Origin of the sequence: Microbacterium rhizomatis (assembly GCF_008710745.1) — a bacterium.
GTDB classification, from domain to species: domain Bacteria; phylum Actinomycetota; class Actinomycetes; order Actinomycetales; family Microbacteriaceae; genus Microbacterium; species Microbacterium rhizomatis.
In genome coordinates this window covers 1-26199 of sequence record NZ_VYSA01000006.1, presented here as the reverse complement: position 1 = coordinate 26199, position 26199 = coordinate 1, and the positions used below count along the sequence as shown (strand labels likewise).

33 protein-coding genes are annotated in these 26199 nt (G+C 67.4%); 16 read left to right on the top strand and 17 right to left on the bottom strand.

Translation table 11 applies throughout. The features are described from left to right. The first annotated feature begins 7 nt into the window (after positions 1-7). Genes F6B43_RS18320 through F6B43_RS18310 form a run of 3 tightly spaced genes read left to right on the top strand, consistent with a single transcriptional unit; the run spans position 8 to position 1850 of the window. On the top strand, positions 8-886 hold the full coding sequence (locus tag F6B43_RS18320) for a tail fiber domain-containing protein (protein ID WP_150450461.1): 879 nt from the start codon (positions 8-10) through the stop codon (positions 884-886). Continuing rightward, positions 883-1506, top strand: a complete 624-nt coding sequence (locus F6B43_RS18315) for a M15 family metallopeptidase domain-containing protein (protein ID WP_150450460.1) — start codon at positions 883-885, stop codon at positions 1504-1506. The genes F6B43_RS18320 and F6B43_RS18315 overlap by 4 nt, the downstream gene beginning before the upstream one ends. After that, positions 1503-1850: a hypothetical protein gene (locus F6B43_RS18310; RefSeq protein WP_150450459.1), complete on the top strand. Its 348-nt coding sequence runs from the start codon at positions 1503-1505 to the stop codon at positions 1848-1850. The genes F6B43_RS18315 and F6B43_RS18310 overlap by 4 nt, the downstream gene beginning before the upstream one ends. Here the strand turns inward: F6B43_RS18310 and F6B43_RS18305 are convergent. The 4 genes from F6B43_RS18305 to F6B43_RS19685 all read right to left on the bottom strand — a co-directional run bounded on the left by F6B43_RS18305 (position 1847) and on the right by F6B43_RS19685 (position 3476). After that, a complete protein-coding gene (locus F6B43_RS18305; RefSeq protein ID WP_150450458.1) occupies positions 1847-2143 on the bottom strand; it encodes a hypothetical protein in 297 nt (98 codons plus the stop codon). The genes F6B43_RS18310 and F6B43_RS18305 overlap by 4 nt on opposite strands. Positions 2144-2154: 11 nt before the next feature. After that, positions 2155-2964 (bottom strand): tyrosine-type recombinase/integrase, encoded by an 810-nt coding sequence (locus F6B43_RS18300; RefSeq protein ID WP_150450457.1) that lies wholly within the window; start codon positions 2962-2964, stop codon positions 2155-2157. Between the two features lie 112 nt (positions 2965-3076). Further along, positions 3077-3337, bottom strand: a complete 261-nt coding sequence (locus tag F6B43_RS18295) for a hypothetical protein (RefSeq protein ID WP_150450456.1) — start codon at positions 3335-3337, stop codon at positions 3077-3079. Continuing rightward, complete coding sequence (locus tag F6B43_RS19685) at positions 3330-3476, bottom strand: hypothetical protein (protein WP_170285739.1); 147 nt, start codon at positions 3474-3476, stop codon at positions 3330-3332. The genes F6B43_RS18295 and F6B43_RS19685 overlap by 8 nt, the downstream gene beginning before the upstream one ends. A 114-nt stretch (positions 3477-3590) precedes the next feature. On the opposite strand from F6B43_RS19685, the gene F6B43_RS18290 reads away from it, so the two are divergent. Together F6B43_RS18290 and F6B43_RS18285 are read left to right on the top strand one after the other, a co-directional pair. Then, positions 3591-3833, top strand: a complete 243-nt coding sequence (locus F6B43_RS18290) for a hypothetical protein (protein ID WP_150450455.1) — start codon at positions 3591-3593, stop codon at positions 3831-3833. Beyond that, positions 3830-4015 carry a helix-turn-helix domain-containing protein gene (locus tag F6B43_RS18285; protein WP_150450454.1) on the top strand — a complete coding sequence of 62 codons (186 nt, stop codon included), beginning with the start codon at positions 3830-3832 and terminating at the stop codon, positions 4013-4015. Before F6B43_RS18290 ends, F6B43_RS18285 begins: the two co-directional genes overlap by 4 nt. Here the strand turns inward: F6B43_RS18285 and F6B43_RS18280 are convergent, their stop codons facing one another. From F6B43_RS18280 to F6B43_RS18265, 4 genes are all read right to left on the bottom strand, one after another. Next, the gene (locus F6B43_RS18280; RefSeq protein ID WP_150450453.1) at positions 4016-4354 is read right to left on the bottom strand and encodes a hypothetical protein; all 339 of its coding nucleotides are present in this window, start codon (positions 4352-4354) and stop codon (positions 4016-4018) included. Positions 4355-4477: 123 nt separating this feature from the next. Next, positions 4478-4747: a hypothetical protein gene (locus F6B43_RS18275; RefSeq protein WP_150450452.1), complete on the bottom strand. Its 270-nt coding sequence runs from the start codon at positions 4745-4747 to the stop codon at positions 4478-4480. A gap of 244 nt (positions 4748-4991) precedes the next feature. After that, positions 4992-5813: an alpha/beta fold hydrolase gene (locus tag F6B43_RS18270; RefSeq protein ID WP_150450451.1), complete on the bottom strand. Its 822-nt coding sequence runs from the start codon at positions 5811-5813 to the stop codon at positions 4992-4994. Between the two features lie 49 nt (positions 5814-5862). Continuing rightward, on the bottom strand, positions 5863-6648 hold the full coding sequence (locus tag F6B43_RS18265; protein ID WP_150450450.1) for an SDR family oxidoreductase: 786 nt from the start codon (positions 6646-6648) through the stop codon (positions 5863-5865). A 113-nt stretch (positions 6649-6761) separates the two neighbouring features. Here F6B43_RS18265 and F6B43_RS18260 point away from each other — a divergent pair, with 113 nt between their 5' ends. Then, complete coding sequence (locus tag F6B43_RS18260; protein ID WP_170285738.1) at positions 6762-7379, top strand: TetR/AcrR family transcriptional regulator; 618 nt, start codon at positions 6762-6764, stop codon at positions 7377-7379. A gap of 88 nt (positions 7380-7467) precedes the next feature. On the opposite strand, the gene F6B43_RS18255 is transcribed toward F6B43_RS18260, so the two are convergent. The 3 genes from F6B43_RS18255 to F6B43_RS18245 all read right to left on the bottom strand — a co-directional run bounded on the left by F6B43_RS18255 (position 7468) and on the right by F6B43_RS18245 (position 9874). Then, a complete protein-coding gene (locus F6B43_RS18255; protein ID WP_150450448.1) occupies positions 7468-8238 on the bottom strand; it encodes a class I SAM-dependent methyltransferase in 771 nt (256 codons plus the stop codon). A gap of 126 nt (positions 8239-8364) precedes the next feature. After that, complete coding sequence (locus F6B43_RS18250; protein WP_150450447.1) at positions 8365-9270, bottom strand: VOC family protein; 906 nt, start codon at positions 9268-9270, stop codon at positions 8365-8367. Positions 9271-9295: 25 nt separating this feature from the next. Beyond that, complete coding sequence (locus F6B43_RS18245) at positions 9296-9874, bottom strand: NADPH-dependent F420 reductase (protein WP_150450446.1); 579 nt, start codon at positions 9872-9874, stop codon at positions 9296-9298. Positions 9875-10154: 280 nt separating this feature from the next. On the opposite strand from F6B43_RS18245, the gene F6B43_RS18240 reads away from it, so the two are divergent. The 4 genes from F6B43_RS18240 (at position 10155) to F6B43_RS18225 (ending at position 13166) form a co-directional block, all read left to right on the top strand. Further along, on the top strand, positions 10155-10253 hold the full coding sequence (locus tag F6B43_RS18240) for a cypemycin family RiPP (RefSeq protein WP_281349571.1): 99 nt from the start codon (positions 10155-10157) through the stop codon (positions 10251-10253). A gap of 142 nt (positions 10254-10395) precedes the next feature. Continuing rightward, positions 10396-11070, top strand: a complete 675-nt coding sequence (locus tag F6B43_RS18235; RefSeq protein WP_150450444.1) for an ABC transporter ATP-binding protein — start codon at positions 10396-10398, stop codon at positions 11068-11070. Positions 11071-11456: 386 nt separating this feature from the next. After that, positions 11457-12563, top strand: a complete 1107-nt coding sequence (locus F6B43_RS18230) for a hypothetical protein (RefSeq protein WP_150450443.1) — start codon at positions 11457-11459, stop codon at positions 12561-12563. Positions 12564-12614: 51 nt separating this feature from the next. Continuing rightward, on the top strand, positions 12615-13166 hold the full coding sequence (locus F6B43_RS18225; RefSeq protein ID WP_150450442.1) for a MarR family winged helix-turn-helix transcriptional regulator: 552 nt from the start codon (positions 12615-12617) through the stop codon (positions 13164-13166). 9 nt (positions 13167-13175) lie between these two features. On the opposite strand, the gene F6B43_RS18220 is transcribed toward F6B43_RS18225, so the two are convergent. After that, entirely contained in the window at positions 13176-13493 is a 318-nt protein-coding gene (locus tag F6B43_RS18220; protein WP_246160049.1) for a hypothetical protein, read from the bottom strand. 105 nt (positions 13494-13598) lie between these two features. Continuing rightward, positions 13599-13922, bottom strand: a complete 324-nt coding sequence (locus F6B43_RS18215; RefSeq protein ID WP_150450441.1) for a hypothetical protein — start codon at positions 13920-13922, stop codon at positions 13599-13601. 141 nt (positions 13923-14063) lie between these two features. On the opposite strand from F6B43_RS18215, the gene poxB reads away from it, so the two are divergent. Next, on the top strand, positions 14064-15797 hold the full coding sequence (gene poxB, locus F6B43_RS18210; protein ID WP_150450440.1) for a ubiquinone-dependent pyruvate dehydrogenase: 1734 nt from the start codon (positions 14064-14066) through the stop codon (positions 15795-15797). 16 nt (positions 15798-15813) lie between these two features. On the opposite strand, the gene F6B43_RS18205 is transcribed toward poxB, so the two are convergent. Continuing rightward, entirely contained in the window at positions 15814-17193 is a 1380-nt protein-coding gene (locus tag F6B43_RS18205; protein ID WP_150450439.1) for a sensor domain-containing protein, read from the bottom strand. Positions 17194-17510: 317 nt separating this feature from the next. On the opposite strand from F6B43_RS18205, the gene F6B43_RS18200 reads away from it, so the two are divergent. Beyond that, entirely contained in the window at positions 17511-18263 is a 753-nt protein-coding gene (locus tag F6B43_RS18200; protein WP_150450438.1) for an EAL domain-containing protein, read from the top strand. Between the two features lie 9 nt (positions 18264-18272). On the opposite strand, the gene F6B43_RS18195 is transcribed toward F6B43_RS18200, so the two are convergent. From F6B43_RS18195 to F6B43_RS18185, 3 genes are all read right to left on the bottom strand, one after another. Further along, a complete protein-coding gene (locus F6B43_RS18195) occupies positions 18273-18530 on the bottom strand; it encodes a hypothetical protein (RefSeq protein ID WP_150450437.1) in 258 nt (85 codons plus the stop codon). A gap of 31 nt (positions 18531-18561) precedes the next feature. Then, entirely contained in the window at positions 18562-18891 is a 330-nt protein-coding gene (locus F6B43_RS18190; RefSeq protein WP_150450436.1) for a DUF7882 family protein, read from the bottom strand. A gap of 90 nt (positions 18892-18981) precedes the next feature. Continuing rightward, a complete protein-coding gene (locus F6B43_RS18185) occupies positions 18982-19872 on the bottom strand; it encodes an SDR family oxidoreductase (RefSeq protein ID WP_281349569.1) in 891 nt (296 codons plus the stop codon). A gap of 173 nt (positions 19873-20045) precedes the next feature. On the opposite strand from F6B43_RS18185, the gene F6B43_RS18180 reads away from it, so the two are divergent. The 4 genes from F6B43_RS18180 (at position 20046) to ppk2 (ending at position 25414) form a co-directional block, all read left to right on the top strand. Next, a complete protein-coding gene (locus tag F6B43_RS18180) occupies positions 20046-21887 on the top strand; it encodes a glycoside hydrolase family 15 protein (RefSeq protein WP_150450435.1) in 1842 nt (613 codons plus the stop codon). Positions 21888-21893: 6 nt separating this feature from the next. Next, positions 21894-22694, top strand: coding sequence for an SDR family NAD(P)-dependent oxidoreductase (locus F6B43_RS18175; protein WP_150450434.1), 801 nt, complete (start codon positions 21894-21896; stop codon positions 22692-22694). A 139-nt stretch (positions 22695-22833) separates the two neighbouring features. Beyond that, positions 22834-24402: a CoA-acylating methylmalonate-semialdehyde dehydrogenase gene (locus F6B43_RS18170; RefSeq protein ID WP_150450433.1), complete on the top strand. Its 1569-nt coding sequence runs from the start codon at positions 22834-22836 to the stop codon at positions 24400-24402. Positions 24403-24508: 106 nt separating this feature from the next. Beyond that, entirely contained in the window at positions 24509-25414 is a 906-nt protein-coding gene (gene ppk2, locus F6B43_RS18165) for a polyphosphate kinase 2 (protein ID WP_150450432.1), read from the top strand. Positions 25415-26199: the final 785 nt, after the last annotated feature.

Sequence of the window (26199 nt, the reverse complement as noted above, 5' to 3'; positions counted from 1 at the left end):
GGAAACCGTGCCCCTCACGCCTACACCCGGCTCTGACGCCGTACTCGCCGGAATGACACTGGTACCCGGCGCGGGCCTCGCAGCCGACCTCGAGGAATACATCAACCGCGTCGCGGACTACTTGGCCAACGGTCACACCTACTGGAAGCCCGGCATTCTCCTCCCTGTGACACGGGGTGGGCACGGCGGCAGCACGGCCGCCCAAGCCCGCACCAACCTCGCCGCACCCTGGGACGCGGTGGGCGCGAGCGGCGCGCCAGGCGGTCTGAAATTCACGTCGCCCGGCTTCGACCGCATCTCGCTCGAAGCGCCTGGCATCGCGTTCCCGCACACCCTCGCCTACCTCACCGACATCCCGGGAGCGCCCGACCTCTCCAGCCGTGTCGCGAAGTCAGGCGACACCATGAGCGGCAACCTCGATGTACCCAACCTCGGTGTGTCCGGGTCGATCTTCAACAGCGGCATGTCGTCCGTGGTATCCGGCTACGTGGCCGTCTACCGCGATGCCTCGGGGCGCATCGGCCTGAGCCCGTCCACGCGCCGCGCCAAGAAGGAAATCAAAGCTTGGGCACCGAACCTCCAGGCGCTCCTCGCGATCCAAGTCGTCACCTTCCGATACCGGGCCGAACTGTTCGACAAGACCGACCCGCTCCGCCGCGACGCCCCGATCGAGGTTGGTCTGATCGCCGAAGACCTCGACGCACTGGGTCTGACGTGGCTCGTCTACTACGACGCCGAGGGCCTGCCCGCAGGCGTCCACTACGAAAAACTCGCGCTCGCGCTCCTCCCGATCGTGCAGGACCACGAAGCCCGGCTCACCGAGGCAGAGGTCGGGCTCGATGGCGTCCTGGCACGGCTGGACACCCTAGAAGGGGCGCGAGCATGAGCGCCCTCCTCGCGTACGGTGACGCCGTAGACATCGGCTACGGGCGCGGACGACTTGCAGCCCCCGCGGCGGCATCTCTCGCCCGCATCGATGCGGTCATGTTCGATGCCTGGGGGCGTCGCATGGACATCAATGAGGCGTGGCGTTCCCCTGCCGACGCCGACGAGAACGCGCGCAAGTATCAGGCGTGGCTCGCCTTCCAGCGCGGCGGGCCGTGGGCACCATGGGCACCGATCGGCCTACCGGCTGACGAGTCGGTGCATTGCCTCGGCTACGCGATCGACACCGACGACACCGACCTCGTATGGCTCCTCAACGACCACGGCTGGTACCAGACCGTCTACCGCAACGGCGCGCTCGTAGAGCCGTGGCACTTCGAGTACTTCCCCGACCGAGACAACCACCGATACGACACCGGCGCCCCTGCCGGAGAAACGGAAACCGACATGCCCCTCAGCACAGACGAAAAGGACTGGTTGCGCCTCATGGTGCGCCAGGAACTCGGCGGAGCGCTCGTGAAAGCGTTCGACTTCACCCCCGACGACAAGGCCTGGGCGCGCCTCATGGTGCGCCAGGAACTCGGCGGGGCTATCGCAACAGATGGTGGTGGTGCCAAGTGAACCGGACCACGGCATTCATATGTTTCGCGCTCCTCGCGTGCCTGTTCACGATCGGCGGGGTGCTCATCTTTCTCTTCCGCCCGGATGCCACAGCGACATTCATCGCGTTCGCTGTGCAGCTCCTCGGGATCGTCACCGTGGGTGCCGGGACTTTCGCCGCGCTCGGGCAGCAGGGTAAGAAGATCGAGACGATTCAGCAGCAGACCAATGGCAACACGTCGCGTCTGATGGCTGAGAATGAACGCCTCACCAACCTCCTAGCGCAGTCCCCGCCGATCGACCCTACATCCGCTGATCGCACCGGCCAGCCCCTCCCAGAGGGAACCCTCCGCGCCGACCTCTAGAGGCCGTCAGCGTCCGTGTGGGGGAGTGTCGTCGCAACTTCACTCGGGCGCTGACCGAGCACGCGCATCATCTCGCGCACGCCTGAGAGCATGAGCGCGCCGACGAGCGCGATGACGCCGACGATGACGAGGAAATTTGACCACGTTGCGAGGGCGGCTAGGTCCGTTTCGCTTGCGTAGTAGTCCCCAGCCTTGCTGGCGAGCACAAGGGCTGTGATGACACCTGACGCCAAGCCCCCCAAAGCAATGATCCACAGGATGATGAGCTGAGTGGGCAAGAAGAACGGTTTCATGGGCGGGTGTCCTATCCGGCTAGTTCGTTGATGGCGGCTCGGGCGCGTTCGCCGTCGCGTGGGATGTAGAGGCGTGTGGTGGATACGGATGCGTGTCCCAGCGTCTCCTGGACCATGAGCACGTCGCTGGTGAGCGCGAACAGCTTCGCGGCAAACCGGTGCCGGAGAGTGTGCATCGTCCAGTGGTCGGGGATGAGCGCGGCGAGCATCTTGCCCACGTAGCGGGCCGATAGGTGCCCGTCGACGCGGCCGGGGAACAGGTAGCCCGGTTCGGCGTGCTGGATCGCCCTACCGAGCGACACGGGCAGCGGGACGATACGCGTCTTCCCGCCCTTGCCGTGCACGATCAGCGAGTGCCCCACCATGTCCTCGATCAGATCCTTGGTATGCACCTGGGCGACCTCTGCCCGGCGCATCCCGACCTCGGCGGCGAGGCGAAGCATCAGCTTCTCGCGCGGCCGCGCCGCCATCAGCGCCTCGTGATACGCCCTGTCGGGAGCTGGGCGCGCGTGCGCCTCCCGCATCTTGACCTTCGGCACCGACTCGACCGGATTCACGGTCACGAGCCCTCTGTACGCGCCCCAGTCGTAGAACCGGGCGAGCGACGTGCGTCGGCCGCGACGTGTCTCTACAGCCCATTCCTGGGCAGCGAGGTAGTCGAGGAGAAGGTCAGCACTGACCCCCCACGGGCCGACGTTCACGCGGCGCGCGAGATGCTGTAGATGCTCGCGGCGGGCGCGGTTCGTGTCAGTGCGCTTCCCGCCTGCGCGTTCGTGTGCCAGGAAGCCCTCGATGGCTTCCGACCATTCTTTGGTCAACATTTGTCCCCCGTTTGTTGGATCTTAGATCCGAAGCGTCACAGCACACACGCCCCAGCGTCGCCTCGGATGCAGAACTGATATCAGAAATTGCGGCTTAGCTAGCCCTGGCTAGCTATTTCGAGCGGCCCCGTGCACCTGGCAGCGGCCTATTGGTCCGCCAGTCACGGAAGATCACGCCCAGATCCTCCGGAGCGGATGCCTCGATGGGGACAAGTTGCCAGCCCGCCTGTCGAAGCTCGTCCAGCACCTCGATTGCCAACTGCCCACCGTGCGGGAAACCCTCACTCGTGCGCCCGGGGTACGAGTCCCAGCCCATCGCATCGCAGAGCGCCCGCGCGGGAGCCGGGACCATTGGCAAGGTGCCCTCAGCCACGGTCTACCTCCTGCGACAGATCGGACGAATCGGGCAGATGCACCCAGCGGTGAGAGTCCTCGCCTATCGCCTCGGTCGTGACGGGCTTGCCGCAGACCTTGCATGCCCACATGATGACCTCGATCTCGTGCTCAGCCACGGTCTGCCGCCGAATCGGACGGTTGGGTGGTCCGGCTCATGCTGCTCTTCCTCGGCGAGGAAATTCCTCAGATTGTGTATAGACATATACAGACTTAGGTGTATAGTGGGATACATGAGCAGCCACCGCATCGCCACCGCTACCACCGCCGACACCTCGACCCGCGTTGACATCTACCGCGAGGTCGCTTACACCGGACGCACGATCTTCACTGTCGAGTACACGCACCTGGTCAAGCGCGCCGCTGAGCGTCGCCGGATGACCTGGAAGACCGAGTTCACCGAGGCAGCCGCCCGCAAGGCCGCAAACGAATGCTTCGCGAAGTGGAACGGCACCCGTGAGATGCTCGTCGCATGACTGACGAGCTAGAGCGCGCCGGGGCTCGCCTCCGGCGCGCTCGCGCGTCCCTCGACAGCGCGACCGAGGCAGCGCGCGAAACAGCACTCCAAGCGCTCGCCGAGGGTCACGCCGAGGCGGCGGTTGCTCGATCGCTCGGCGTGACCCGGATGACCATTCGATCCTGGGCGGGCAAGCGGTAGTCACCCTCGGCTCCCATCCACGTGGTCGGTGGGCTGACCGGTACGCGCCAGATACCAGCGCGCGCGTTCGCCTTCGAGCGTGTCATCGGCGGCGACTTCACGCGCCCACTCCGTGTAGTCGTCGCGGCCGACGCCCTCGTCTGGGTACGCCGCCCACGCGAAGACGATGCCGCACAGCGCCGAACACGCAGCGCACTGCACCCAGTCGTATATGCGCCCGTCGTAGACGTACGTGTCTCGGCTGTACGTCTCTCCCGGCTGGATGGCGGTCATGTTGCACGTCTCACAGCTGTGCGGCTTGCGGGCCTTCACGTCCTTGGTCTTCAGCAGATCAGGCATCACGGCTCCCATTTACTAGGTGGGCGGCTCGACGGGCACGGGTAGCGCCCATGGGTACGAGGCACAGCAGCACAGATCCAAGCGACGTGATGATCGACACGGCGATGCAGATCCCCACGAGGATCACGCGGGCACCTTCTCGGCGTAGCGCTCCTGCGCGCTCTGGCGGGTGATCCCGAGCGCATCGCCTATGTGCGCCCATGAGCGGCCGTAGGACCGCTGTCCGGCGATGGCAACACGGATGGCGTCCTCTAGAGCGCCACGCAGCTCGACAAGCTCAGCTAGCTCGAACTCGTCGGCGTCGGCTACACGCTCACCAGCGCGTCGGATGAACCTCCGTGCGGCACTCAGATATTCGAGCGTGTCGCGCTCTCGACGTGCTCGACGGCTCACGATGCCACCGTGCCGGAGTACGTCGATTCACTGTCAGGGAATCCCTGACAGTAGAATTCAAGCCAGACCAGCGCCCGCTCGGTGGTCCAGAAGTCCTCATAGCCCTCGTTGGCTACAGAACAGAAGGTTGGGAGTTCGAGTCTCTTCGGGCGCACACTGTGTTGAGACAGTAACCACGAAAACCCGCGGAAATCCGCGGGTTTTCGTGTTTTCGGGCTGGATGCTGTCGCCCGACCGCCTCTGGTTACGCCAGCTCGGCCGCGCGCTCGCCGACCCAGTCCAGCGCGATGGCGGCGACGTCGGGCCACCCGGCATCCATCGTGAGCGAGTGCCCGCGCCCCTCGACCTTCACGAAGTCGGTCCGTGACGGGTTGTCGGCGTAGAGCTTCACGACCGCCTCGGTGACTTTCAGCGGAACGACGTGGTCTTCGGTGCCCGAGACGAGCAGCAGCGGACCGCGCACCGCATGATGCGTGTCGACCGCGGCCGGAGAGTCGCGCACGAAGGTCGCCACCGCGTCCTCGAAGAGGGGACGGCCGGGGCCGGGGATCGTCCACCTCTCGAACAGCGCGTCGGACTCTTCGGGGGCCAGTGCATTGCCGAAGCTGTAGCGGAACTGGTCTGAGGTCAGCGAGACCGTGCGCTTCTTGTTCGCCGGATTCCCGAGCACCGGCAGGCCGGACCGCAGCTGCGAGAACGGCAGGATCTTCACCCCCTTGACCGGTGCGGGGTCGATCGCGACCGCGGCCGTGGCGTAGCCGTTGGCCAGCAGCTCCTGCGCGATCAGGCCGCCGAACGAATGCCCGATCACGATGGGCTTGATGGGCATCGCGTCGATCAGTTCCGCATAGTGACGGCAGATCGCCTCGATTCCGACGTCATTGAGCGCATCGGGGTCGGCGCGGGTGGCCTCCACCGAGGCGCCGTCGCCCGGCCAACCGGGGGCGGACGTCTCGTACCCGGACGCTTCGAACAGGTCTTGCCAGTCGCGCCACGCACTGGCGTGGATCCACAGGCCGTGGATGAACAGGACGGGAAAGGGGCGGGCAGCGGATGCGTCGGACATGACGGCTCCTTCGAGGATTGGCGGACGGGAGGCAAAGCGATCAGCGAGATCAGAGCGTCTGGATCAGACCGCCGTCGATGCGGAAGTCGGCGCCGGTGATGTTCGCGAACCGTCCGCTGGAAAGGACGAGCACGAGATCGGCGACCTCCTCGGGGCGGGTGAAACGACCGGTGACGGCCTGGGCGGCGGCAGCGGCGGCGATTTGAGCGGGAGTACCGCCGCCGGCGCCGGAGACGGTCTGGGCGACACCGTGCTCGCCGAGCCATAGTGCCGTCTCGACAGGACCGGGGCTGATCGTATTCACGCGTATGCCCGAGGCGCCGACGACCTTCGAGAGCGATTTGCAGTAGTTCGTGAGGGCGGCCTTCGCCGCCGAGTAGTCGACCACGAGCGGATCGGGGAGGACCGCGTTCACCGAGCTGATGGTGACGATGCTCCCCCCGCCCGCCTGTTCCAAGGCCGGCACCGCGGCGCGGATGGTTCGCACGGCGGCCAGGAGGGTCAGGTCGAGCGAGCTCTGCCATTCGGCATCCGTCACGCCCAGGATCCCGTCCAGTCTCGGGGCGACCGCGCCGACGTTGTTGACCAGGACGTCGATGTCTCCGGATGCCCGTGCGTGCTCGATGAGGGCAGCCGGGCCGTCCGGCGTCGAGAGGTCGACCGCGAAGAAGTCGACCCCGCCCGCGTGGACGAGCGCGTCGAGTTCGCGGCTGAGTGTGCGGGCGCCGGCCACGACGTGCGCCCCTTCATCGACGAGGGCACGTGTGACGGCGAGGCCGATGCCCTTGCTCGCGCCGGTCACGACGGCCGATCGGCCCGTCAGCTGAAGGTCCATGCGGTCTTCCTGTCACGAGGAGGTGCGGGAGCGCGATGAGGTAGACGGACCGGTCTATCTCGTCTGTGTGAGAGTATGGCGGAACCGAACGGCGGATGGCAAGGGATGATTTCGTGAACAGGGAGACCACCGCGGCTGAGGCGGTGCCGGGCTCGCCCCGACGCCCCGAGTCGGCCGCGCGAGAGCGGATTCTGACCACCGCGAGCACCCTCTTCATCTCGACAGGCATCCGCTCCGTCGGCGTCGACCGGTTGATCGCCGAATCCGGCGTGGCCCGCGCGACGTTCTTCCGCCATTTCCCGGCCAAGGACGACCTCGTCGTCGCGTTCCTCGAGCGGCAGGCCGCCGAGGGGCGACGCATGATGACCGCAGTGCGGACCGGCCCCGATGGCGCCCGGGCTCTCTTGGCCGAGATCGCGTCGGGCGCGAAGATGGGGATGGACTGCACGGGGTTCCGCGGGTGCGAGTTCATCAACACCGCGGCCGAATACAGCGATCCCGAGCATCCCACCCGTGTCGTCGTCGACCGTCACCGGGCGTGGGTGCGCGACATCATGGTCGATGCCCTGACCGAACTCGGCCACCCGAACCCGTTCGGCACCGCCGAGGTGCTCTTCACGATGCGCACGGGGGCGATCGTGGCATCCTCTCTCGAGGGCTTCCGCAACGCCGACGGTGCCTTCGACACGGCGTGGTGGGCGATCATCGATCAGGTACCAGTCAAGCGCTGATCCTCGGCTGTCAGCGCTGTCAGCGCTGTCGGCGCTGTCGGCGCTGTCGGCGCTGTCGGTTCGCCGGTCAAACGCGGTCGGTCTGCGGCTATCGGTCGATGCCGGCGACGCCTCGTGCGGCCCAGGCCGATCCGGTCACCTCGAAGGGTGCCGCCGGCATCTCGGCGCGGAGCGTGCGCTCCAGTCGCTCGCGCCCGGCGTCGTCGAGCGACTCGATGTAGGAGCCGACAGGTCCGGCGCCCCGCAGGTACGGCTCCCACCAGTCTTCGAATGTCGGATGCATCACCCGCACGGTGAGCACGGTCTCAGCGATGGCGGTCAATCCGGCGGCGGCGAGGTACTCGCCGAGCTGGCCCCGCCGCGTGCCCGGGAGGGCGGCCTCGCTGGGCGCGGACGGGTCGGTCGCGCTGAGCACGTCCCAGAATCGGCTCAGCGGGCTGGTGCCGCCGGCGTGGTCCCACACGCAGGCCGCGACGATCCCGCCGGGGCGCGTGACGCGAGCCATCTCCCGGATGTCGTGCACCGGGTCGGCCATGAAGTGCACGACGAGCTGTGCGAGGACGGCGTCGAACGAAGCATCCTCGAACGGAAGGGCGCCCGCCGGTGCCACCTCGATGCGCACGTCCGGGTACCGCTCGCGCGCGGATGCGGCATACGAGACGGACGGGTCGACGCCGGCGACCGACGAAGCCCCGACGCGCGAGACGAGCTCGCTCGTCAAGGCACCGGGTCCGCAGCCGACGTCGAGCACGCGCTGGCCGGCTTCGACGCCGGCGAAATCGGCGAAGGCCCCGCTCAGCCCCGCGGAGTACCGGCCCATGAACCGGTCGTAGTCGACCGCCGCGCCATCGAATCCCATGCGCACACCGTAGATCCGCCCGGCGCCGGCCGCAATGACACGCGAGACCGGATAGGAACCACGAGACCCCGGGGTTCTGTCAGGGTCTCGTCGCTCCTATCCGGTCTCGCGGAAGGGTCCGAACGATCACGCGAGCAGATCGTCGGCGGTGGTGCCGGATGCGGCGACCGTCACCTGCGTCCCCCATGGGTCGCTCACGCGGACGGCGCGCCCGTCGTCGGCGAACGGGACGCCCCGCGCGGTCAGCCGCGCGATGAGGGCATCGAGATCCTCGCGGGTCGGCACCGAGATCGCCACATCGCCCAGACCGAGGCTCGCCGCGCGCGGACCCGCTCCGGCCGAGTGCCACGTGTTCATCGCGACGTGGTGGTGGTAGCCGCCGGCCGAGGCGAACAGGGCGCCCGGGTAACCGGTCGCCGTCGACTCGAAGCCGAGCGCGTCGACGTAGAACGCCCGCGCCAGGGCGACATCGCCTACCTGGAGATGCACATGGCCGACGCGCCCGGCGAGGGCGGGTGCAGCATCCAGCACGTCCTGCGTGAGATGCCGTTGCAGGTAGGCGTTCGGATCGAGGTATTCGGTCGCCATCTGGATCTGCCCGTTCGTCCACGCCCACTGGCTGCGCGGCCGGTCGCTGTACAGCTCGATGCCGTTGCCTTCGGGGTCGGTGAAGTAGAACGCCTCGCTGACGAGGTGATCGCTCGAACCGACGAACCGGCTGCGGGGCGTCTGGGCGGCGCGATAGACGGTCGCCGCCAGGCTGGGCGCATCGTCGAACAGGAAAGCGGTGTGGTACAGCCCCGCCTGCCGGGGGTCGACTCCCGGCAGGTCGGGGGTGTGCACGAGTTTGACCATCGGCGTGGCCCCGCGGCCGAGCACGCGGTGCACCTCGCGGCCGTAGGCCCGCTCCTCGAGCGGCGTGAGCGCGAGGGCGCCCGAGTAGTACCCCGACATCGCCTCGAGGTCGCCGACCCGGAGGGTGACGGCATCCATCATCGTGTCGGGGTTCAACGAGTCGGTCTGGTCAGGCATCGGGTTCTCCCGCGGGAACGCGGTCTCAGCGGATGACGGCGAAGCCGCCGGTCCAGCTGATCTTCTCACCGGCGGCAAGAGTGAGCTGAAGGAATCCGAGCGCCTCGAGCTCGTGCGCGCGTGAGAGCGCACCGGCGTCGATCGCGGAGACCCCGCCGGCCTCGACGGCGGTCGCCAGAGCATGCTTCGCGGCCGAGTCGTCGCCCGCGATGAGTACCGTCGTGGGCTGGTCGCCGATCTTCTTGCTCACGAGGGTCGCGGCGAATGTGGTGTTGAACGCCTTCAGCACGGTCGCTTTCGGGAGCTTGGCCTGGATCTCGGCGGCGGCTGAACTGCCGGCGGGCACGGTGAGCGAGTCGAACGTCTCGAAGTTCAGAGGGTTGGTGATGTCGACGACGATCTTGCCGTCGAACTGGTCGCCGTACGCGGAGAGGATGCTGTCGACCGCCGGGTAGGGGACGGCGAGCACGACGATCTCACCCGTGAGGGGGGCCTTCCCGGTCTGCTCCTGCGTGATGTATCCGACGCTGCTGCCGCCGTCGGCGAGGACGCCGCCGATCGCGTTCGCCATGTTGCCGGTGCCGATGATGCTGACCTGAGCCATGAGACCCATCTCCTTTGGTTGTATCTACAAGTAACACAGTACTCGCATTTAGTTGTAGATACAAATAATGCGGGAGATCGCCGCTCAATCGCCGATCGAGAAGGGCAGGGACGCGATTTGCGCTGAACGATAATATACGTTACTCTCATCCACAGATCCGGGCTTGCGAGCCACTGAATCCCGCGCAGATGCGGTTCCGAATGAGGAGAGTTCGATGCAGACGGAAAGTTTGGAAGTTCAGGCCTTCGCCAACGCGTCACTGTGATGCGCTCAGGAGGGCATCATGAGCGACTCGACGGCCCCCTCCATGACGACGCCCATCCTGGTTACGGCGGCCCAGTTCGTCGTTCAGGGGAGCACGATCTGTCTTATCTGCTGATAGCGAACTGCAACGCCCTCGAGAATGCCGACTGACTCTTTGACGCGGGCCATACCAGGCGAGGAGACCCGATGCGCCGGCGGACGAGCCGCATCAATCAAGCTCGAAGTCGACACGACAATCAATCCACAGCCACACAGAGATGAATGCTGGGGCTACGGGGTTCCGAACCAAGCCGTCCGTGGGATCGATCGATCTTCGCGAGGTTGGGGTGACGTCAGCGGGCGTAGAACTCCTGCCCCCGACAACCTTCGTGTCGGCAGCGGGCAAAGCCACCGCGGTGAGAGGAAGGAACGGGGCGGGGAAGTCGACTTTGCTCAAGGTGATGTGTGGCCAGTACGCGCCGTCGAGTGGCTCGGCATTCGTCGCTGGAAGTGATGTCCGGCATCCCGGGCGAGACTTTCGTCGTCGAGTTGCAAGCATGATCGGCCTCCCCCCGATGGCACCCGACCTCACCGTGAGGGATCATGTCGATCTCGTGGCCGCCACCTGGTTCTCGGGAATGAGTCAACGAGCGGCAGTGGCGGCCCAGGTTGTCGAGGCGACAGGTCTGGCCGAGCTCGAACATCGGTTCCCGCACGAGTTGTCATCTGGGCAGCGCCAGCTGTTCGGACTCGGCTTGATCCTCGCGCGACCATACGAGGTACTCATTCTCGACGAACCCGAGCAGAGGCTGGATTCGGAGCACGTGAAGCGCCTATCCGGCATACTCATTGCGCTGCGGAACGAGGGTCGCACTCTCATTGTCGCAACGCACAGCGATGCCCTGACCGAAGCCTTTGCCGATCAAGTCCTGACGCTAGACCCGCAGAGGTGAGAGCACGTGCTCGGGCGGCCCGAGCTGTCTGGGATTCTCGACGGCGCCTCGACGATCGCAACAGGTTGTTCCGCTTGTATGCCGCGGTGGCGGTGACAGCTGTCCTTGTCGTCCCCGCAATGCGGGCGGTGTGGGTCGGGCTGTCGACGCCAGTGGTGGTCGGCATGCTTGGATCCCCTTCCGCGCCGTTTGTGGCTGGCGCGTTCGCTCTGATGCTTTGGTGCGGAGCGTTGGCTATGGGGCGGTTCCAGGGGCCCGCTCTTCTGCCCCCCGCTATGACGCAGATAATGGGTGGGAGTGACCTCCCGCGGATTCTGACCTATCGGCGACCGATTGGCCGCGTTCTCGTGGCGCTGGCGAGTTCGGCAGCGGGAGTCGGCGCGACGGTGGGTGCAGTCCTGCTCCACGCTGAACTGGTCGAGTTCTCGGACGTGGTGCTGTTCTGTATCGCTGGTGCACTCACCGGAGGTCTGACGCTCGCCTTGTTGGTGATCGGGCAATGCTGGCCCCGCTCAGCGGCGATGGGGGCGGGAATGCTGGCTGCAATGTGGGTACTTTCGGGAGTGCTTCCCGGGCTGACGCCGCTGTTTCCCTGGGGTTGGGTCGCTCAGCTCTATCCGGGGCAGTCTGGGTGGACCCACTTGCTGCCGCTCGGTCTCATTGCTGTCGCCTTTCTTGCCGTCGTACCGGTCGCGCTTGAGAACGTTCGTGTCGATTGCCTTCTCGCGCAGGCCTCACGATGGGAGAGCACCACAAGCTTGGCGTGCACGTTGGACTTTGCAGCGGCCGCATCGGGCTATCAAGCAAAACCCACTCGATGGCGATCGACGACTGCGATCCGCTCCTTCGGGAACTTCATCGCGTTGTTCATGGTTCGCGATCTGATCGGCGCGATGCGCACCCCTGCACGTGCGATCTTCGGGGCGCTGGCGGTGTTCTCCGGGGGCGCGTTGTTTTCGGTCGCGCGCGAAGTCGAGTACGGCGGAGTGTTGTTCGGTGTTTGCGCCGCGCTCATGTTGTTCCTCGGTAGCGGTCCTTTCACAGATGGGATCAGGCATGCGGCGGCGGTGACGAGTGAGCAACGGATCTACGGACTCGGCGATCGTCGGCTGATTGTTCTGCATTCGTCGATGCCCTTCCTCGTTTGCGGCATCCTCACTTTGGCAGGTGTCGTCGTTGGCGCGGCGATCGCGCGGCACGACGTATTCGCTTCCGCGCTCTTCGCGGGCCTTCTACTCCTCGGGGTTCTGTTCACGCGCGTGAACGGGGCGCTCAAGGGCATGATGCCGCTTTCATTACTCTCGTCCGCGACGTCGCCCATGGGCGATCCCATGCCTTTGCTTCGTGTGGTCTGGTCTATGGACGGCCCGCTCCTCGTCGTGCTGGCGGGCTCTGCCGCGGCCGGCTTACTGGAGACCTGGCCATACGCGGTGGCGTTGGCTGTCGTCATTTCCGCAACGACCACTCTCCGGTGGCGGCGCCGCAGCACCTGAGACTTCATGCAATATTTAGTTGTAGATACAAATAAATGGTAGAATCGGGCCATGAGCGACCCAGGGCTGACCTACGACGAGCGGGTCGCGGTCGCGCGGCTGCACGCTCTCCTCGAGCTTCTTCCCACGGCGCTCGACAAAGAGCTCGGTCCCGCCGGCATCACGTCGTTCGAGTTCACGCTGCTCGAGGCGCTGCACGAGGCCGATCATCACCGCCTGCGGCTGAGCGCCCTCGCTGCTCGGACGAACGCGACGCTCGCGCGGCTGTCTCGCGTCGTGACGAGTCTGGAGCGCAAGGACCTCGTGCTGCGCGCCCCGTGCGAACAGGACGGCAGGGCGACGAACGCCGTGCTCACCGACGCGGGCGAGAGGGTGTACCTGGAGAGCTCGGCCCTGTACGCCGATGCGGTCCGGCGGATGGTGCTCGACGGGCTCGACGATCAGGGCGTCGACCAGCTCGCCACACTGTCGTTCACGATCCTGAGCAAGCTCGATCCGGACAGGCGACTCTCGGTCACTGGCGCCGGAGCCGCCGCGTGCGCGGCCGACCCGCTTGTGCCCAATCCCGGCGACTGCGCTGCCGATCCCGCCCGCGCGACCTGAGACGACCCGCTACGACTCAGGCGCGTCCGTCCGCAGGATGTTCACCGCATCCTCGAAGACGAGGGTCTGAGCGGTCTCGACCGCACGGCTGTAGCGCGACCCGGCGAGCACGACGAAGACCGCGCCGACGACGTCGATGTAGCCGAGCGTCAGCGTGCCGATGCGCACCTGATACCGGTCGACGCCGATGCGCTGCCACTGCAGCGCCGACGACGGCACCGCCGGCGACGGCGGCATGCGGGTGGGCAGCTGTTCCAGGGACTCCCGGGTCGCGAGGGCCGGCAGGGGCCGCGAACGACGCTGAGAGGGATGCATCTCCAGGGTCATCTCCGCCGCTCCTCTCATCGTCGATGAGTCAACTATCCGCGCCCGACGCGGCGGAGAGGGAGGCTTGACAAACCTCAGGAATCGGCTACCGGGAAGGGGAGGGCCTCACACCTCGCCGATCTCCGCGACGGGCGGCGTCGCGCTCGCACGGAGCACCGGGCGGTGTGCGCGGGTGCGGGTCATCAGGTGGTCGAGGGTCGCCGCATCCTCCAGCTCGGGGAACGTCGTATCGACGGTCATCGCGACGATCTGACTGGCGGGCCCGACGACCAGCGTCGCCGTCGCCATGCTGCCGTCCAGCCGGAGCACCGGGATCTCGAGGGTCTCGGCCGCGCCCTCCTCCGCCAGAGCCGCGCAGTACTCCAGCACCGCCCGGGCGAGGGCGTCCCCGGTCATGAGCTCGGTGCCGGCGTACGTCAGAATCATCATGGAACGTTTCTACTGACACGCGGCCCGCGCGGGAACCACTTGCATCTCGTGCATCCGCGCGCTACCCGCGTGCGCACGTGAGATCCGCCCGGAATCCGGATGCTCGTGGCACGAGCATCCGATTGCATCGAGGAGGCACACATGGCCCAATCCGTCGCCGAACTGTTCGTCGCAACGCTCAAGAGCGCGGGCGTCACGCGCGTCTGGGGGCTCCCGGGGGATTCGCTGAACGCGTTCACCGACGCGCTGCGGCGCGACGGCGACCTCCGCTGGATGCACGTGCGCCACGAGGAGGCGGCGGCCTTCGCCGCGGCCGCCGAGGCAGAGGTCACCGGCGAACTCGCCGTCGTCGCCGGCAGCTGCGGTCCGGGCAACCTGCATTTCATCAACGGACTGTTCGACGCGCAGCGCAGCCGCGTGCCCCTGCTCGCCATCGCCTCGCACATCCCCTCGGCCGAGATCGGCAGCGGCTACTTCCAGGAGACGCACCCACAGGAGCTGTTCCGCGAGTGCAGCGTCTACACCGAGCTGGTGTCCGACGCGTCACAGCTGCCGTGGGTGCTCGAGATCGCGATGCGGACAGCGGTGGAGCGGCGGGGCGTCGCGGTGGTCGTCGTGCCCGGCGACGTGTTCTTCGAGGATGTGCCGGACCGGCGAGCATCCGCCCCGATCGTCGCGACCGCTCCGCGGATCATCCCCGGCGAGGAAGAGCTGCAGAGGGCCGCTGTGCTCCTGAACGGAGCCAAGAAGGTGACGATCCTCGCCGGCGCGGGTGTCGCCGGCGCCCACGCCGAAGTGCTCGCGCTGGCTGAGCGGCTGCAGGCACCGATCGTGCACGCCTTCCGGGGCAAGGAGCACATCGAGTACGACAACCCGTACGACGTCGGGATGACAGGGCTCCTGGGCTTCGCGTCCGGATACCGGGCGATGGAATCGTGCGACGTGCTCCTGATGCTCGGAACCGACTTTCCGTACCGGCAGTTCTACCCCTCGAAGGCCAAGATCATCCAGGTCGACATCCGGGGCGAGCAGCTCGGCCGGCGGACGCCGATCGATCTCGGCCTGGTCGGAGGCGTCCACGAGACGGCCGTCGCCCTCCTTCCTCTGGTCGCCGAAGGTCGCTCCAGCGCGCACCTGGACGGCAGCGTCAGGCATTACCGCAAGACGCGCAAAGAGCTCGACGGCTTCGCCGACGACGACGGGAAGGAGCCGATCCATCCGCAGTTCGTCGCGCGGCTGATCGACGAGCTCGCCGACGACGATGCGATCTTCACCGCCGATGTGGGCACGCCCGTGATCTGGGCTGCGCGGTATTTGCGGATGACGGAGCGGCGGCGCCTGATCGGATCGTTCACACACGGATCGATGGCCAATGCCATGCCCCACGCGCTCGGCGCGCAGGGCGTGGATCGCTCACGCCAGGTGATCGCGCTCAGCGGCGACGGGGGGTTGTCGATGCTGCTCGGCGACCTCATCTCGATCCGCCAGAACGATCTGCCGATCAAGATCGTGGTCTTCAACAACTCATCACTGAACTTCGTCGAGGTCGAGATGAAGGCCGCCGGAATCGTCAACTACGGCACCGAGCTGGAGAACCCCAATTTCGCCGACGTCGCGGCCTCGATCGGGATCACCGGCATCCGCGTCGAGAAGGGAGCCGACCTGCGTCCGGCTCTCGAGCGCGCGCTGGCACTTCCGGGAGCCGCCCTGATCGACGTCGTCGTCGCCCGGGAAGAGCTGTCGATCCCGCCGTCGATCACGGCGGCGCAGGCGAAGGGTTTCGCGCTCTACGCCCTCCGTACCGTCATGTCGGGGCGGGGTGGCGAGCTCCTGGACCTGGCTGACACGAACGTGTTCCGGCGCATCTTCCGCTGAGCGGAGCGCCGACCGCTCACCCGGTGGACAGGGTGACCCGGTCTTTCCCCGCATCCTTCGATCGATACATCGCGACGTCCGCGCGGATGAGCAGATCGTTGGCGAGGGGGAGAGGATGCTGTGCGGGATCGAACGTCGAGACTCCCGCGCTCATCGACACGCGGATCGTGGCGTCCTCGATGACGACGGGGGCCCTGGTGAGTTCGAGCACCCTGTCGGCGATCGAGACGGCGGCATCGAGGTCGGCATTCCGGCAGATCGCGACGAACTCGTCGCCGCCGATGCGGCCGACCATGTCGTCGGCTCGGACGCCGTTGCGCAACCGATCCGCGAGCGAGCGCAGCACCCCGTCGCCGGTCGCGTGTCCCCACCCGTCATTGACCGACTTGAACTCGTCGACATCGAGGAAGATGACGGCGAGAGGCTCGTTCGCGCGGCGGGCGTCCTCCAGAGCATCGTCGAGTTCCTGCTGCAGCAACTGCCGGTTCGCCAACCCGGTCAAAGGGTCGTGCGTCGCGAGGTGTTCGAGTTGCCGCTGCAACCGCACGCGCACGAGCGTCTGCGATGCCTGTCGCCCCAGTGCGCGCTGGAGCTCGAAGGCGCGGTCGTCGAACTCGCGCCGCCGACGGTAGAAGCACACCAGCACGCCCAGGCGCTCACTGTCGCTCAAGAGGGGAGTGATGCTGAGCGACTCGAGCCGCGCCGCACGCAGACCGGCCGCCAGGACCGGGTAGTCCGTCTCGGCGTCGACATCATGCACGACGATCTCGACCGCGGTGTCGCGCAGCGCCTGGATCGGCGGCACCGAGTCGGCGAGCGGATTGGTGCCCCCGACCAGCTCGTAGAGCCCGTCGCTGCCGCGCAGGAGCACCGCCGTCTCTTCGGCGTCGAACGCCGCCCGCGCGACTTCGGCGAAGGTCTGGGCGACGTCTTCATCGCTCACGCTCTCGCCGAACAGGCTCGAGATCTCCTGCAGCACTCGGACGCTTTCCTCCGACGACTCCGCCGAGGTGCGGGCGCGCAGCAGTTCGTCCTCATACTCCATCCGGTCGGTCGCGTCGAACAGGGCGGTGTGTACGAGCGGTGACGCTTCGTCGTGGACGATCGCCGAACTGAGCAGGACCGGCAGGCGCGACCCATCGGCGCGCAGAACCATCAGTGCGACCTCCGCGACGCCGCGTTCGAGATGGCGGGCCCGGGTAAGGTGCGTCTCGAAGAGGATCCGGTCCGGAGCATCCAGCAGCGATGCGAAATCCGTGCCCACGAGCGCGGGACGGCGATGACCGGTCCAATCCAGGAGCGTGTCGTTCACGCTCACGACGCGGCCGGCCGCGTCCGTGGTCAGCAGACCGCACGGCGCGTGAAGATAGAGCCTCTCGTAGTCCCCGAGATTCATGAGGCGCTGACGCGGGTGGTGGCGGCCGGGCTTGCGGGGGATTGACCGCGACCGGATTCGCGTGTATGAGTCATCGGCCGACCGGAGCGGCCCCGGCCCTTGGCCTCGTTGTGGCGACGGATGACGTCGCCCGACAGTCGTGATGCCACTGATTCTCCCGAGGAACGACGTGAACGCCGTGTGCGAGACGGACTCATATCGAATCGTAGATGAAGATGACGGTGAGACCGAGTTCGGATGCCGGGGCGCACTATACGCTCATCTCGCACGGGGTGCGGGGCCTTGTCCGATCAGCCGAGAAAATGAATGAGTGAAGGATGCTCGATCTGGACAACCTGTCGGCTGACCTCGCCACAGCCCTCGCTCACGGCGACCTGTACGCGCTGTATCAGCCCCAGATCGACCTGCGCGGTGAGCAGATCTGCGCCGTCGAGGCGCTGTGCCGGTGGCGGCGCGCGGATGGCGAGGCGGTCGGCCCCGACGTGTTCATCCCGGCCGCGGAGCGATCGGGGATCATTCACGACCTCGGTCGCTTCATGCTCGACGAGTGCCTCGCGATGCACGATCGATTCGTCGCTACCGGGCGAGCGATCGATGTGTCGGTCAACGTGTCGTCGATGCAGCTCACCCGCTCATCGTTCGTCGACTACCTGATCGCTCAGGCGGCGAAGCGCTCGCCGGGTGCACCGACGATGACGATCGAGATCACCGAGTCGATGCCCGTGTCGGACATGTCAGTGATCGTGCCGCGTCTCGAAGAGGTGCGCGCGCTCGGAGTGGGGGTGTCGCTCGACGACTTCGGCACCGGCCACGCCTCGCTGGCGCAGATGCAGCTTCTGCCTCTCACCGAGGTCAAACTCGACAGGTCGCTCATCCAGAGCGCGAGCCGGAAGGCCGGACGCGCGCTGCGGGAAGGTGTCGAGCGCGCGCGTGATCGCGGTCTGCGGATCGTCGCAGAAGGCGTCGAGACCGAGGAGCACCTCGCGTATGCGCGCGACCTCGGCTGCGATCGTGCGCAGGGATACCTCTTCGCGGCCCCGATGAGCACGAGCGACGTCGAGGCGCTCTGAGCCCCCCGATCACACGTCGGGGTACGAGTCCTCGATGACGTCGGGCTCGGACGAGTCGGGCTCGCCGCCCACGTCGATGCGCGTCCACACCACCGGCATCCCGGGAGAGAACAGGATGTCGATCCCCGGGCCGGACCGCAGCGGCGGGATGTTGACGTACCCGCCGCCCGCCTTGACCGCGGCGAGGATCTGCTCCCGCAGCTCGGTCACCGGGTCGGGCAGGAAGTAGTCGCGACCGTCGACGGTGAGTCGGTTCACACTAGTCATCTGGACCTTTTCATCTCTGCGACGCGTGCGGCTACGCGCGTCCTGCTGTGCGGGCTGCCGCCGTTCCCGGCTCGGGGGTGAGCTCGAGGCCTCCGGGACTGTTGGCGGTGAGCATGAGCTCCTCGATCCATGCGCGGTTGAGCGCGGGCTCGCGGCCCCCGTAGAACTCGAACTGCAGCGGGATGGCGGGGTGGAGCCACAGCGAGCTCCGGCCGCTCCCGTAGGCGGCCTCGAACTTCCATGAGAAGGAGAAGCTCTCGGCACGCCGCAGCTTCGCCATCATCACGATCCGCAGGTGCGCCAGCGCCCTGTCATCGAACTCCACCGACCACGTCGGGGCGCCATAGATCAGCTTTCCCACTCGTCCTCCCGTTTCGCAAGTCTGCCATGACCGGCTCTCGCGGGCGATCCGGGGCCCTGAGGCGGACGGCCCCAGGGCCCCGGGTCGGGTTCAGTGCACCGGCATCCCGCCCGTGACGGCGATCGTCTCGCCGATGACGTAGCTCGACTCCTGCGATGCGAGGAACACGAACGCGGGCGCGAGCTCCACGGGCTGGCCGGCACGCCCGATCGGGGTCTGCGAGCCGAACTCCTCGATCTTCTCGTTGGGGACGAACGCCGGCTGGAGGGGGGTCCAGATCGGGCCCGGCGCAACGCCGTTGACCCGGATGCCCCGCTCGATGAGCTGCTGCGACATCGCCCGGGTCCAGTTCGCGATGCCGGCCTTCGACACCGCGTATTCGGCGAGCGACGGCGACGGCTGGAAGCCCTGGACGCTCGAGGTCGTGATGATCGAGGCGCCGGGCTCGAGGTGGGGCGATGCCGCCTTCGTGAGCCAGAACAACGGGTAGATGTTGGTCTTGGTGACGTGATCGAGTGTCGTGGTCTCGAAGTCGTCGATGCTGTCGACCGTCGGCATGGTACCGGCGTTGATGACGAGGATGTCGAGCCCGCCGAGTTCGGCGACGGTCTTGTCGACCGCGTCGATGTTCGCCTGCTCGACCTGCAGGTCGCCCGGGATGAGCACGGCCGTGCGGCCCTCGGCGCGGATGAGCTCGGCGACCTCCTCCGCCTGCTTCTGCTCGGCGGCGAGGTAGCTCAGGGCGACGTCGGCGCCCTCGCGGGCGTAAGCGATCGCGACGGCCCGCCCGATGCCCGAGTCGGCCCCGGTCACGAGGGCCTTGCGGCCGGGGAGCCGGCCCTTGCCGATGTAGGTCTTCTCACCGTGGTCGGGTGCGGGATCCATCTTGTGGATGTCTCCCGGCGCGTCCTGCTGCTGCGGGGGGAACGGAGGCCGGGGGAACTGCGTGGTCGGATCTTGTGCGGTGTACATGTCAGCCATGCCGCCGACGCTACGCACACGCCCCCGCGCGCGACCCGGGCTTGCGCCCCGGCGTCCCGTCGTCTACGTGCGCGCCACCGCTGCCCCCAGGGGCTTGAGAAGGGTGCTGGCGCAGATCGCGCAGCCGCGCAAGCCCCCGTGAGGAGGAAGGGCGGCAACGTACCGTGGTCGGGATGAGTGAACGGGACGGGCCGGTCGAACCTGCCGGGGAGGATCTGCGCAGTTACGCGGTGATCGGCGACGGACGCACGGTCGCGCTCATCGGCATGCGCGGTCAGGTCGATTGGATGCCGATCCCCGACCTCGGCTCGCAACCGGTCTTCGCCCGGCTGCTCGACGACGAGACCGGTGGGTGCATCGAGCTCGAGCCGGTCGGCGCGTACACCGTGCGGCGCGGCTACGTCTCCGGCACGAACGTGCTGCGGACGACCTTCACGACGGCCGACGCAAAGGCCACGGTGACCGATGCGCTCGTCACCGGCGTCGCCGGACGGCTGCCGTGGGCTGAGCTCGCACGCCGGATCGACGGGATCAGCGGAGCCATGAGGTTCCGCTGGCGGGTGCGCCCGGGCACGGCGCTGGGCACCGCGTCGCCCTGGATCGAAGAGACCACGCGAGGCCCCATCATCCGCTCGGGCCGGACGACGATCGCGACGGTCGGCAGAGATCACGGCCCCCGTCGCCGGGCGCACGCGGAGGATGCCGCGCCCGAGCTGTCCGGATCGTTCACGACCCGCGCCGGGTCGCGTCACCTCCTCGTGATCGTCGCGACCCACGACGAGCCGCTGCACCTTCCCGACCCGGCGATCGTCGATGAGGGGATCGATCGCACGATCGCGAACTGGCGGACCTGGTCGCGGGAGTTCTCGTACGACGGGCCGTGGCGCACGCACGTGCAGCGCAGCGCGCTGGCCCTCAAGCTCCTGATCTTCAGCCCCAGCGGCGCGATCGCCGCAGCCGGCACGACCTCTCTCCCCGAGAGCCGCCGCGGCGGAAAGAACTGGGACTACCGCTTCGCGTGGGTGCGCGACCTCGCATACACGACCGACGCCCTCGTGCGATTCGGGCTGCGCGAAGAGACGCATGCGGCGCTCTCGTGGCTGCTGCGGACGGTCCGCGACAACGGGCCGGAGCTGCACATCTTCTACGACCTGGACGGCGGCGTGCCCCAGGGCGTGCAAGAGCACGACGTCGACGGCTGGCGCGGTATCGGACCCGTCGTCACCGGCAACCCCGCCCAGGGCCAGCTGCAGCTCGGTGTGTACGGCGACCTGTTCGCCATCTGCCGCACGTACGTCGACGCGGGCAACGTGTTGGATATCGAGACGGGGCGGATGCTCGCGGAGATCGCCGATCGCACGTGCGACGTGTGGCGCAATCGCGACGCCGGCATGTGGGAGCTTCCCGATGTCGAGCACTACACGTCATCGAAGATGGGATGCTGGCAGGCCCTGGGCGATGCGATCCACCTCGCCGACGCCGGCCAGGTCTCCGGGAGCTCGGACCGCTGGCGCATCGAGCGCGATCGCATCGCTGCGTGGATCCACGAGAACTGCTGGTCGGAGGCTGCGCAGGCCTACGTGATGCATCCCGGTTCGGACGACCTCGACGCATCCGTGCTGCTGCACGCGATGAGCGGATTCGACCGCGGGCCCAGGATGTCGGCGACGATCGATGCGATCTCGGCCTCGCTGGGCGACGGACCCCATCTCTATCGGTACTCCGGTGTCCAGCAGGAGGAGGCGGCGTTCGTCGCGTGCGGGTTCTGGCGGGCGACGGCGCTCGCGTGCGTGGGCAGACACCACGAGGCGGTCGCGCTGATGGACGAGCTCGTCGAGCAGAGCAACGACGTCGGCCTGCTCGCCGAGATGATCGATCCTGCCGACGGCTCTTTCTGGGGGAACCTGCCGCAGGCCCTCAGCCACCTGGCCCTGATCACCGCGGCGATCACGATCGACGAGCTCACCCCGGGCGCCTCGACCGTGCCGACAAGACGACACGAGAAGAGAGGATGACCCGACATGGACCTGGGCATCGCACACCGCACCGCACTCATCACCGGCGCCGATTCGGGCATCGGCTGGCACACCGCTCGCCTGCTCCTGGAAGAGGGCGCCACCGTCGTGATCTCCGACCAGGATCAGGACAAGCTCGACGCGACTGCCGCGCGACTGGAGCCGAAGCGCGGCAGGCTGCACGCGTTCGCCGCCGATATCACCAGCCTCGATTCCCTCGAGGCCCTGCACGCATCGGTGCAGGACGCGGTGGGTGACATCGACATCCTCGTCCAGGCCGCGGGAGTGACCGGCGCCCAGGGGCTCTTCCACGAGATCAGCGACGAAGGATGGGTCAAGACCGTCGAGATCGACCTGCTCGGGCCGGTGCGGCTCGTACGTCAGTTCCTCCCCTCCCTGCGCAAGGGCGGGTGGGGGCGGCTCGTCTTCGTCGCGTCGGAGGATGCCGTCCAGCCGTACGACGATGAGCTTCCGTACTGCGCCGCGAAGGCCGGCATCCTCGCTCTGTCGAAGGGACTGTCGCGTTCGTACGCGTCAGAGGGGCTGCTCGTGAACGCCGTGTCGCCCGCTTTCATCCACACGCCGATGACGGACGCGATGATGCAGAAGCGCGCGGGTGAGCTCGGCGTCTCCACGAAGGAGGCGATCGCGTCGTTCCTCGCGGAGGAACGGCCGTACATGGAGCTCGGGCGCCGGGGCGAGCCGGAGGAGGTCGCCGATGTCATCGCCTTCCTCTGCTCCGACCGGGCATCGTTCGTGAACGGGTCGAACTATCGCGTGGACGCCGGCTCGGTCGCGACCATCTGAGCCGACCGACGGGCCGCACCATCCGACCGGGACCTCCTGAACGGGGCGCTGCGGAGGTAGCCTCGATCGCGTGCACCTCGACCTTCGTGCACATCCATGACCGTGCACGTCGGCGACCTGACGCGCGAAGGAGCCAATCATGACCACCGCAGAGACCGTGGAAACCGCCTCGACCGAATCCGGCCCCGTCCGGGTGATCTCGCATTGGATCGATGGCGCCGAGCGCGCGTCGTCGAGCGGGCGGAGCGCGCCGGTCTACAACCCCGCGACCGGAGCGGTCCAGGCGCAGGTCGCATTCGCCGACCAGGCCGAGATCGATGAGGCGATCGCGTCGGCGCAGCGCGGGTTCGAGGTGTGGTCGGGGTGGTCGATCGCGAAGCGCCAGGCGGTGATGTTCGCGTTCCGTGAGCTGCTGAACGCCCGCAAGCTCGAACTGGCCGAGATCATCACGGCCGAGCACGGCAAGGTCGTCTCCGACGCGATGGGTGAAGTGCTCCGCGGTCAGGAGGTCGTGGAGCTCGCGACCGGGTTCCCGCACCTGATCAAGGGCGGCTACTCGGAGAATGCCTCGGCGGGGATCGACGTGTACTCCCTGAAGCAGCCCCTCGGCGTGGTGGGGATCATCTCGCCGTTCAACTTCCCGGCGATGGTGCCGATGTGGTTCTTCTCGATCGCGATCGCCGCAGGCAACGCGGTCGTGCTCAAGCCGAGCGAGAAGGACCCGTCGGCGTCGCTGTGGATGGCGCAGCTGTGGAAGGAAGCGGGGCTCCCGGATGGGGTGTTCACGGTGCTGCAGGGCGACAAGCTCGCCGTGGACGGGCTGCTGAACAGCCCCGTCGTGCAGTCGATCTCGTTCGTCGGGTCGACGCCGATCGCGCAGTACATCTACGAGACGGCATCCCGCAACGGCAAGCGCGTGCAGGCGCTCGGCGGCGCGAAGAACCACATGCTCGTGCTCCCGGACGCCGACCTCGACCTCGTCGCCGACCAGGCGGTGAACGCGGGGTTCGGCGCGGCGGGCGAGCGGTGCATGGCGATCTCGGTCGTGCTGGCCGTCGAGCCGGTCGCCGATGAGCTCATCGAGAAGATCACCGAGCGGATCGGGCGGCTCAAGATCGGCAACGGCGCGGGTGTGGATGGGGTGGAGCCCGACATGGGCCCGCTCATCACCGACGTGCACCGCGACAAGGTCGCCTCCTACGTCGACATCGCCGAGGCGGACGGGGCGACGATCGTCGTGGACGGTCGCGGGCTCTCCGTCGACGGGCTCGAGGACGGGTTCTTCTTCGGACCGACGCTGATCGACCGCATCCCGACGTCTTCCCGCGCCTATCAGGAGGAGATCTTCGGACCTGTCCTGTCGGTGGTGCGGGTCGCGTCGTACGACGAGGGACTGGATCTGATCAACTCGGGCCAGTTCGGCAACGGCACCGCGATCTTCACGAACGACGGCGGCGCGGCCCGCCGATTCCAGAACGAGGTGCAGGTCGGCATGATCGGCATCAACGTGCCGATCCCCGTCCCGGTCGCGTACCACTCGTTCGGCGGCTGGAAGAAGTCGCTGTTCGGTGACGCGAAGGCCTACGGCACCCACGGGTTCGACTTCTTCACCCGCGAGAAGGCCGTCACCGCCCGCTGGCTCGACCCCGCCACGCGCCACCACACCGAGCACACCGGGATCAACCTCGGCTTCCCTCAGCACAGCTAGACACGCGGCACCGGCTCGTCGAGCGGACGACACCGCGCAGTCACTCGCAGGCGGGATAATGCGCGCAGGGCCGCCGCCGGAGCGGTCGGGTGAGAGGGCAGGACACATGGACGATCAGCGCGGCGACGGATTGCGCGACTACATCGAGCAGCTGCGTCAGGACGGCTACTCGGTGCGCGACGGACACACCCCCGACCCCGACCTGATCGACCCCCACGGCAATCCGGTCTACACGTGGCAGGAGGGCTACCCGTACGACGAGCGTTTGGATCGCGACACGTACGAATACGAGAAGTACCTGCTGCAGGTCGAGCTGCTGAAGTACCAGTACTGGCTCGAAGACAACGGCAAGCGCGCGATCATCCTCTTCGAGGGGCGGGATGCCGCGGGCAAGGGCGGCACGATCAAGCGATTCACCGAGCACCTCAATCCCCGCACCTCCCGGGTCGTCGCCTTGACCAAGCCCACCGAGCGCGAGCAGGGGCAGTGGTACTTCCAGCGGTACGTCGAGCACCTGCCGACGGCCGGCGAGATCGTCATGTTCGACCGCTCCTGGTACAACCGGGCCGGCGTCGAGCGGGTCATGGGGTTCTGCACCGACGAGCAGTACGAGGACTTCATGAGCCAGGCGCCGCAGTTCGAGAAGATGCTGAACGATTCCGGCATCCATGTCACGAAGTTCTGGTTCTCGGTCTCGCGCACCGAGCAGCGCACGCGCTTCGCGATCCGCCAGCTCGACCCGGTCCGCCGGTGGAAGCTGTCGCCCATGGACCTCGCCTCGCTCGACCGGTGGGAGGACTACACGCAGGCCAAGGAGGAGATGTTCCGGCGCACCGACAAGAAGCACGCGCCGTGGACGATCATCCGCTCGAACGACAAGAAGCGCGCGCGGTTGAACGCGATGCGGTTCTTCCTGGGTCAGTTCGAGTACGAGGGCCGCAACGACGATGTGGTGGGCAAGCCCGATCCGCTCCTGGTGATGCGCGGCAAGCAGGAGACCGCCGACGAGTAGCCGCGCGGTCGTCGCCCTGGCACAGGCGTCGGCTCACCGGCACAGGAGAACGCTGGGAGGCAGGATGCTGAGGGCCGGAGCATCCTGTGTGCGTGCGTTCTCCTGCACCCGTGCGGCCGTCGCACCGGCACAGGCGTCGTCGCACCGGAACAGGAGAACGCTGGGAGGCAGGATGCTTAGGGGCGGAGCATCCTGTGTGCGTGCGTTCTCCTGCACCCGCGCGGCCGGCTCACCGACGCAGGCGTCGTCGCACCGGAACAGGAGAACGCTGGGAGGTAGGATGCTGAGGGCCGGAGCATGCTGTGTGCGTGCGTTCTCCTGCACCCGTGCGGCCGTCGCACCGGCACAGGCGTCGGCTCACCGGCACAGGCGTCGTCGCACGCACGGCAGAGGCGTCGGCGCACTGACGTAGGCGTCGTCGCACTGACGCAGGCGTCGTCGCACCGGCACAGGAGAACGCTCGGGGGCAGGATGCTGAGGGGCGGAGCATCCTGTGTGCGTGCGTTCTCCTGCACCCGTGCGGCCGGCTCACCGATGCAGGCGTCGTCGCACGGCACAGGCGTCGTCGCACTGACGCAGGCGTCGTCGCCCTGACGCGGGCGTCGTCGCACCGGCACAGGAGAACGCTCGGCGGCAGGATGCTGAGGGCCGGAGCATCCTGTGTGCGTGCGTTCTCCTGCACCCGTGCGGCCGTCGCACCGGCACAGGCGTCGGCTCACCGGCACAGGCGTCGTCGCACGCACGGCAGAGGCGTCGGCGCACTGACGTAGGCGTCGTCGCACTGA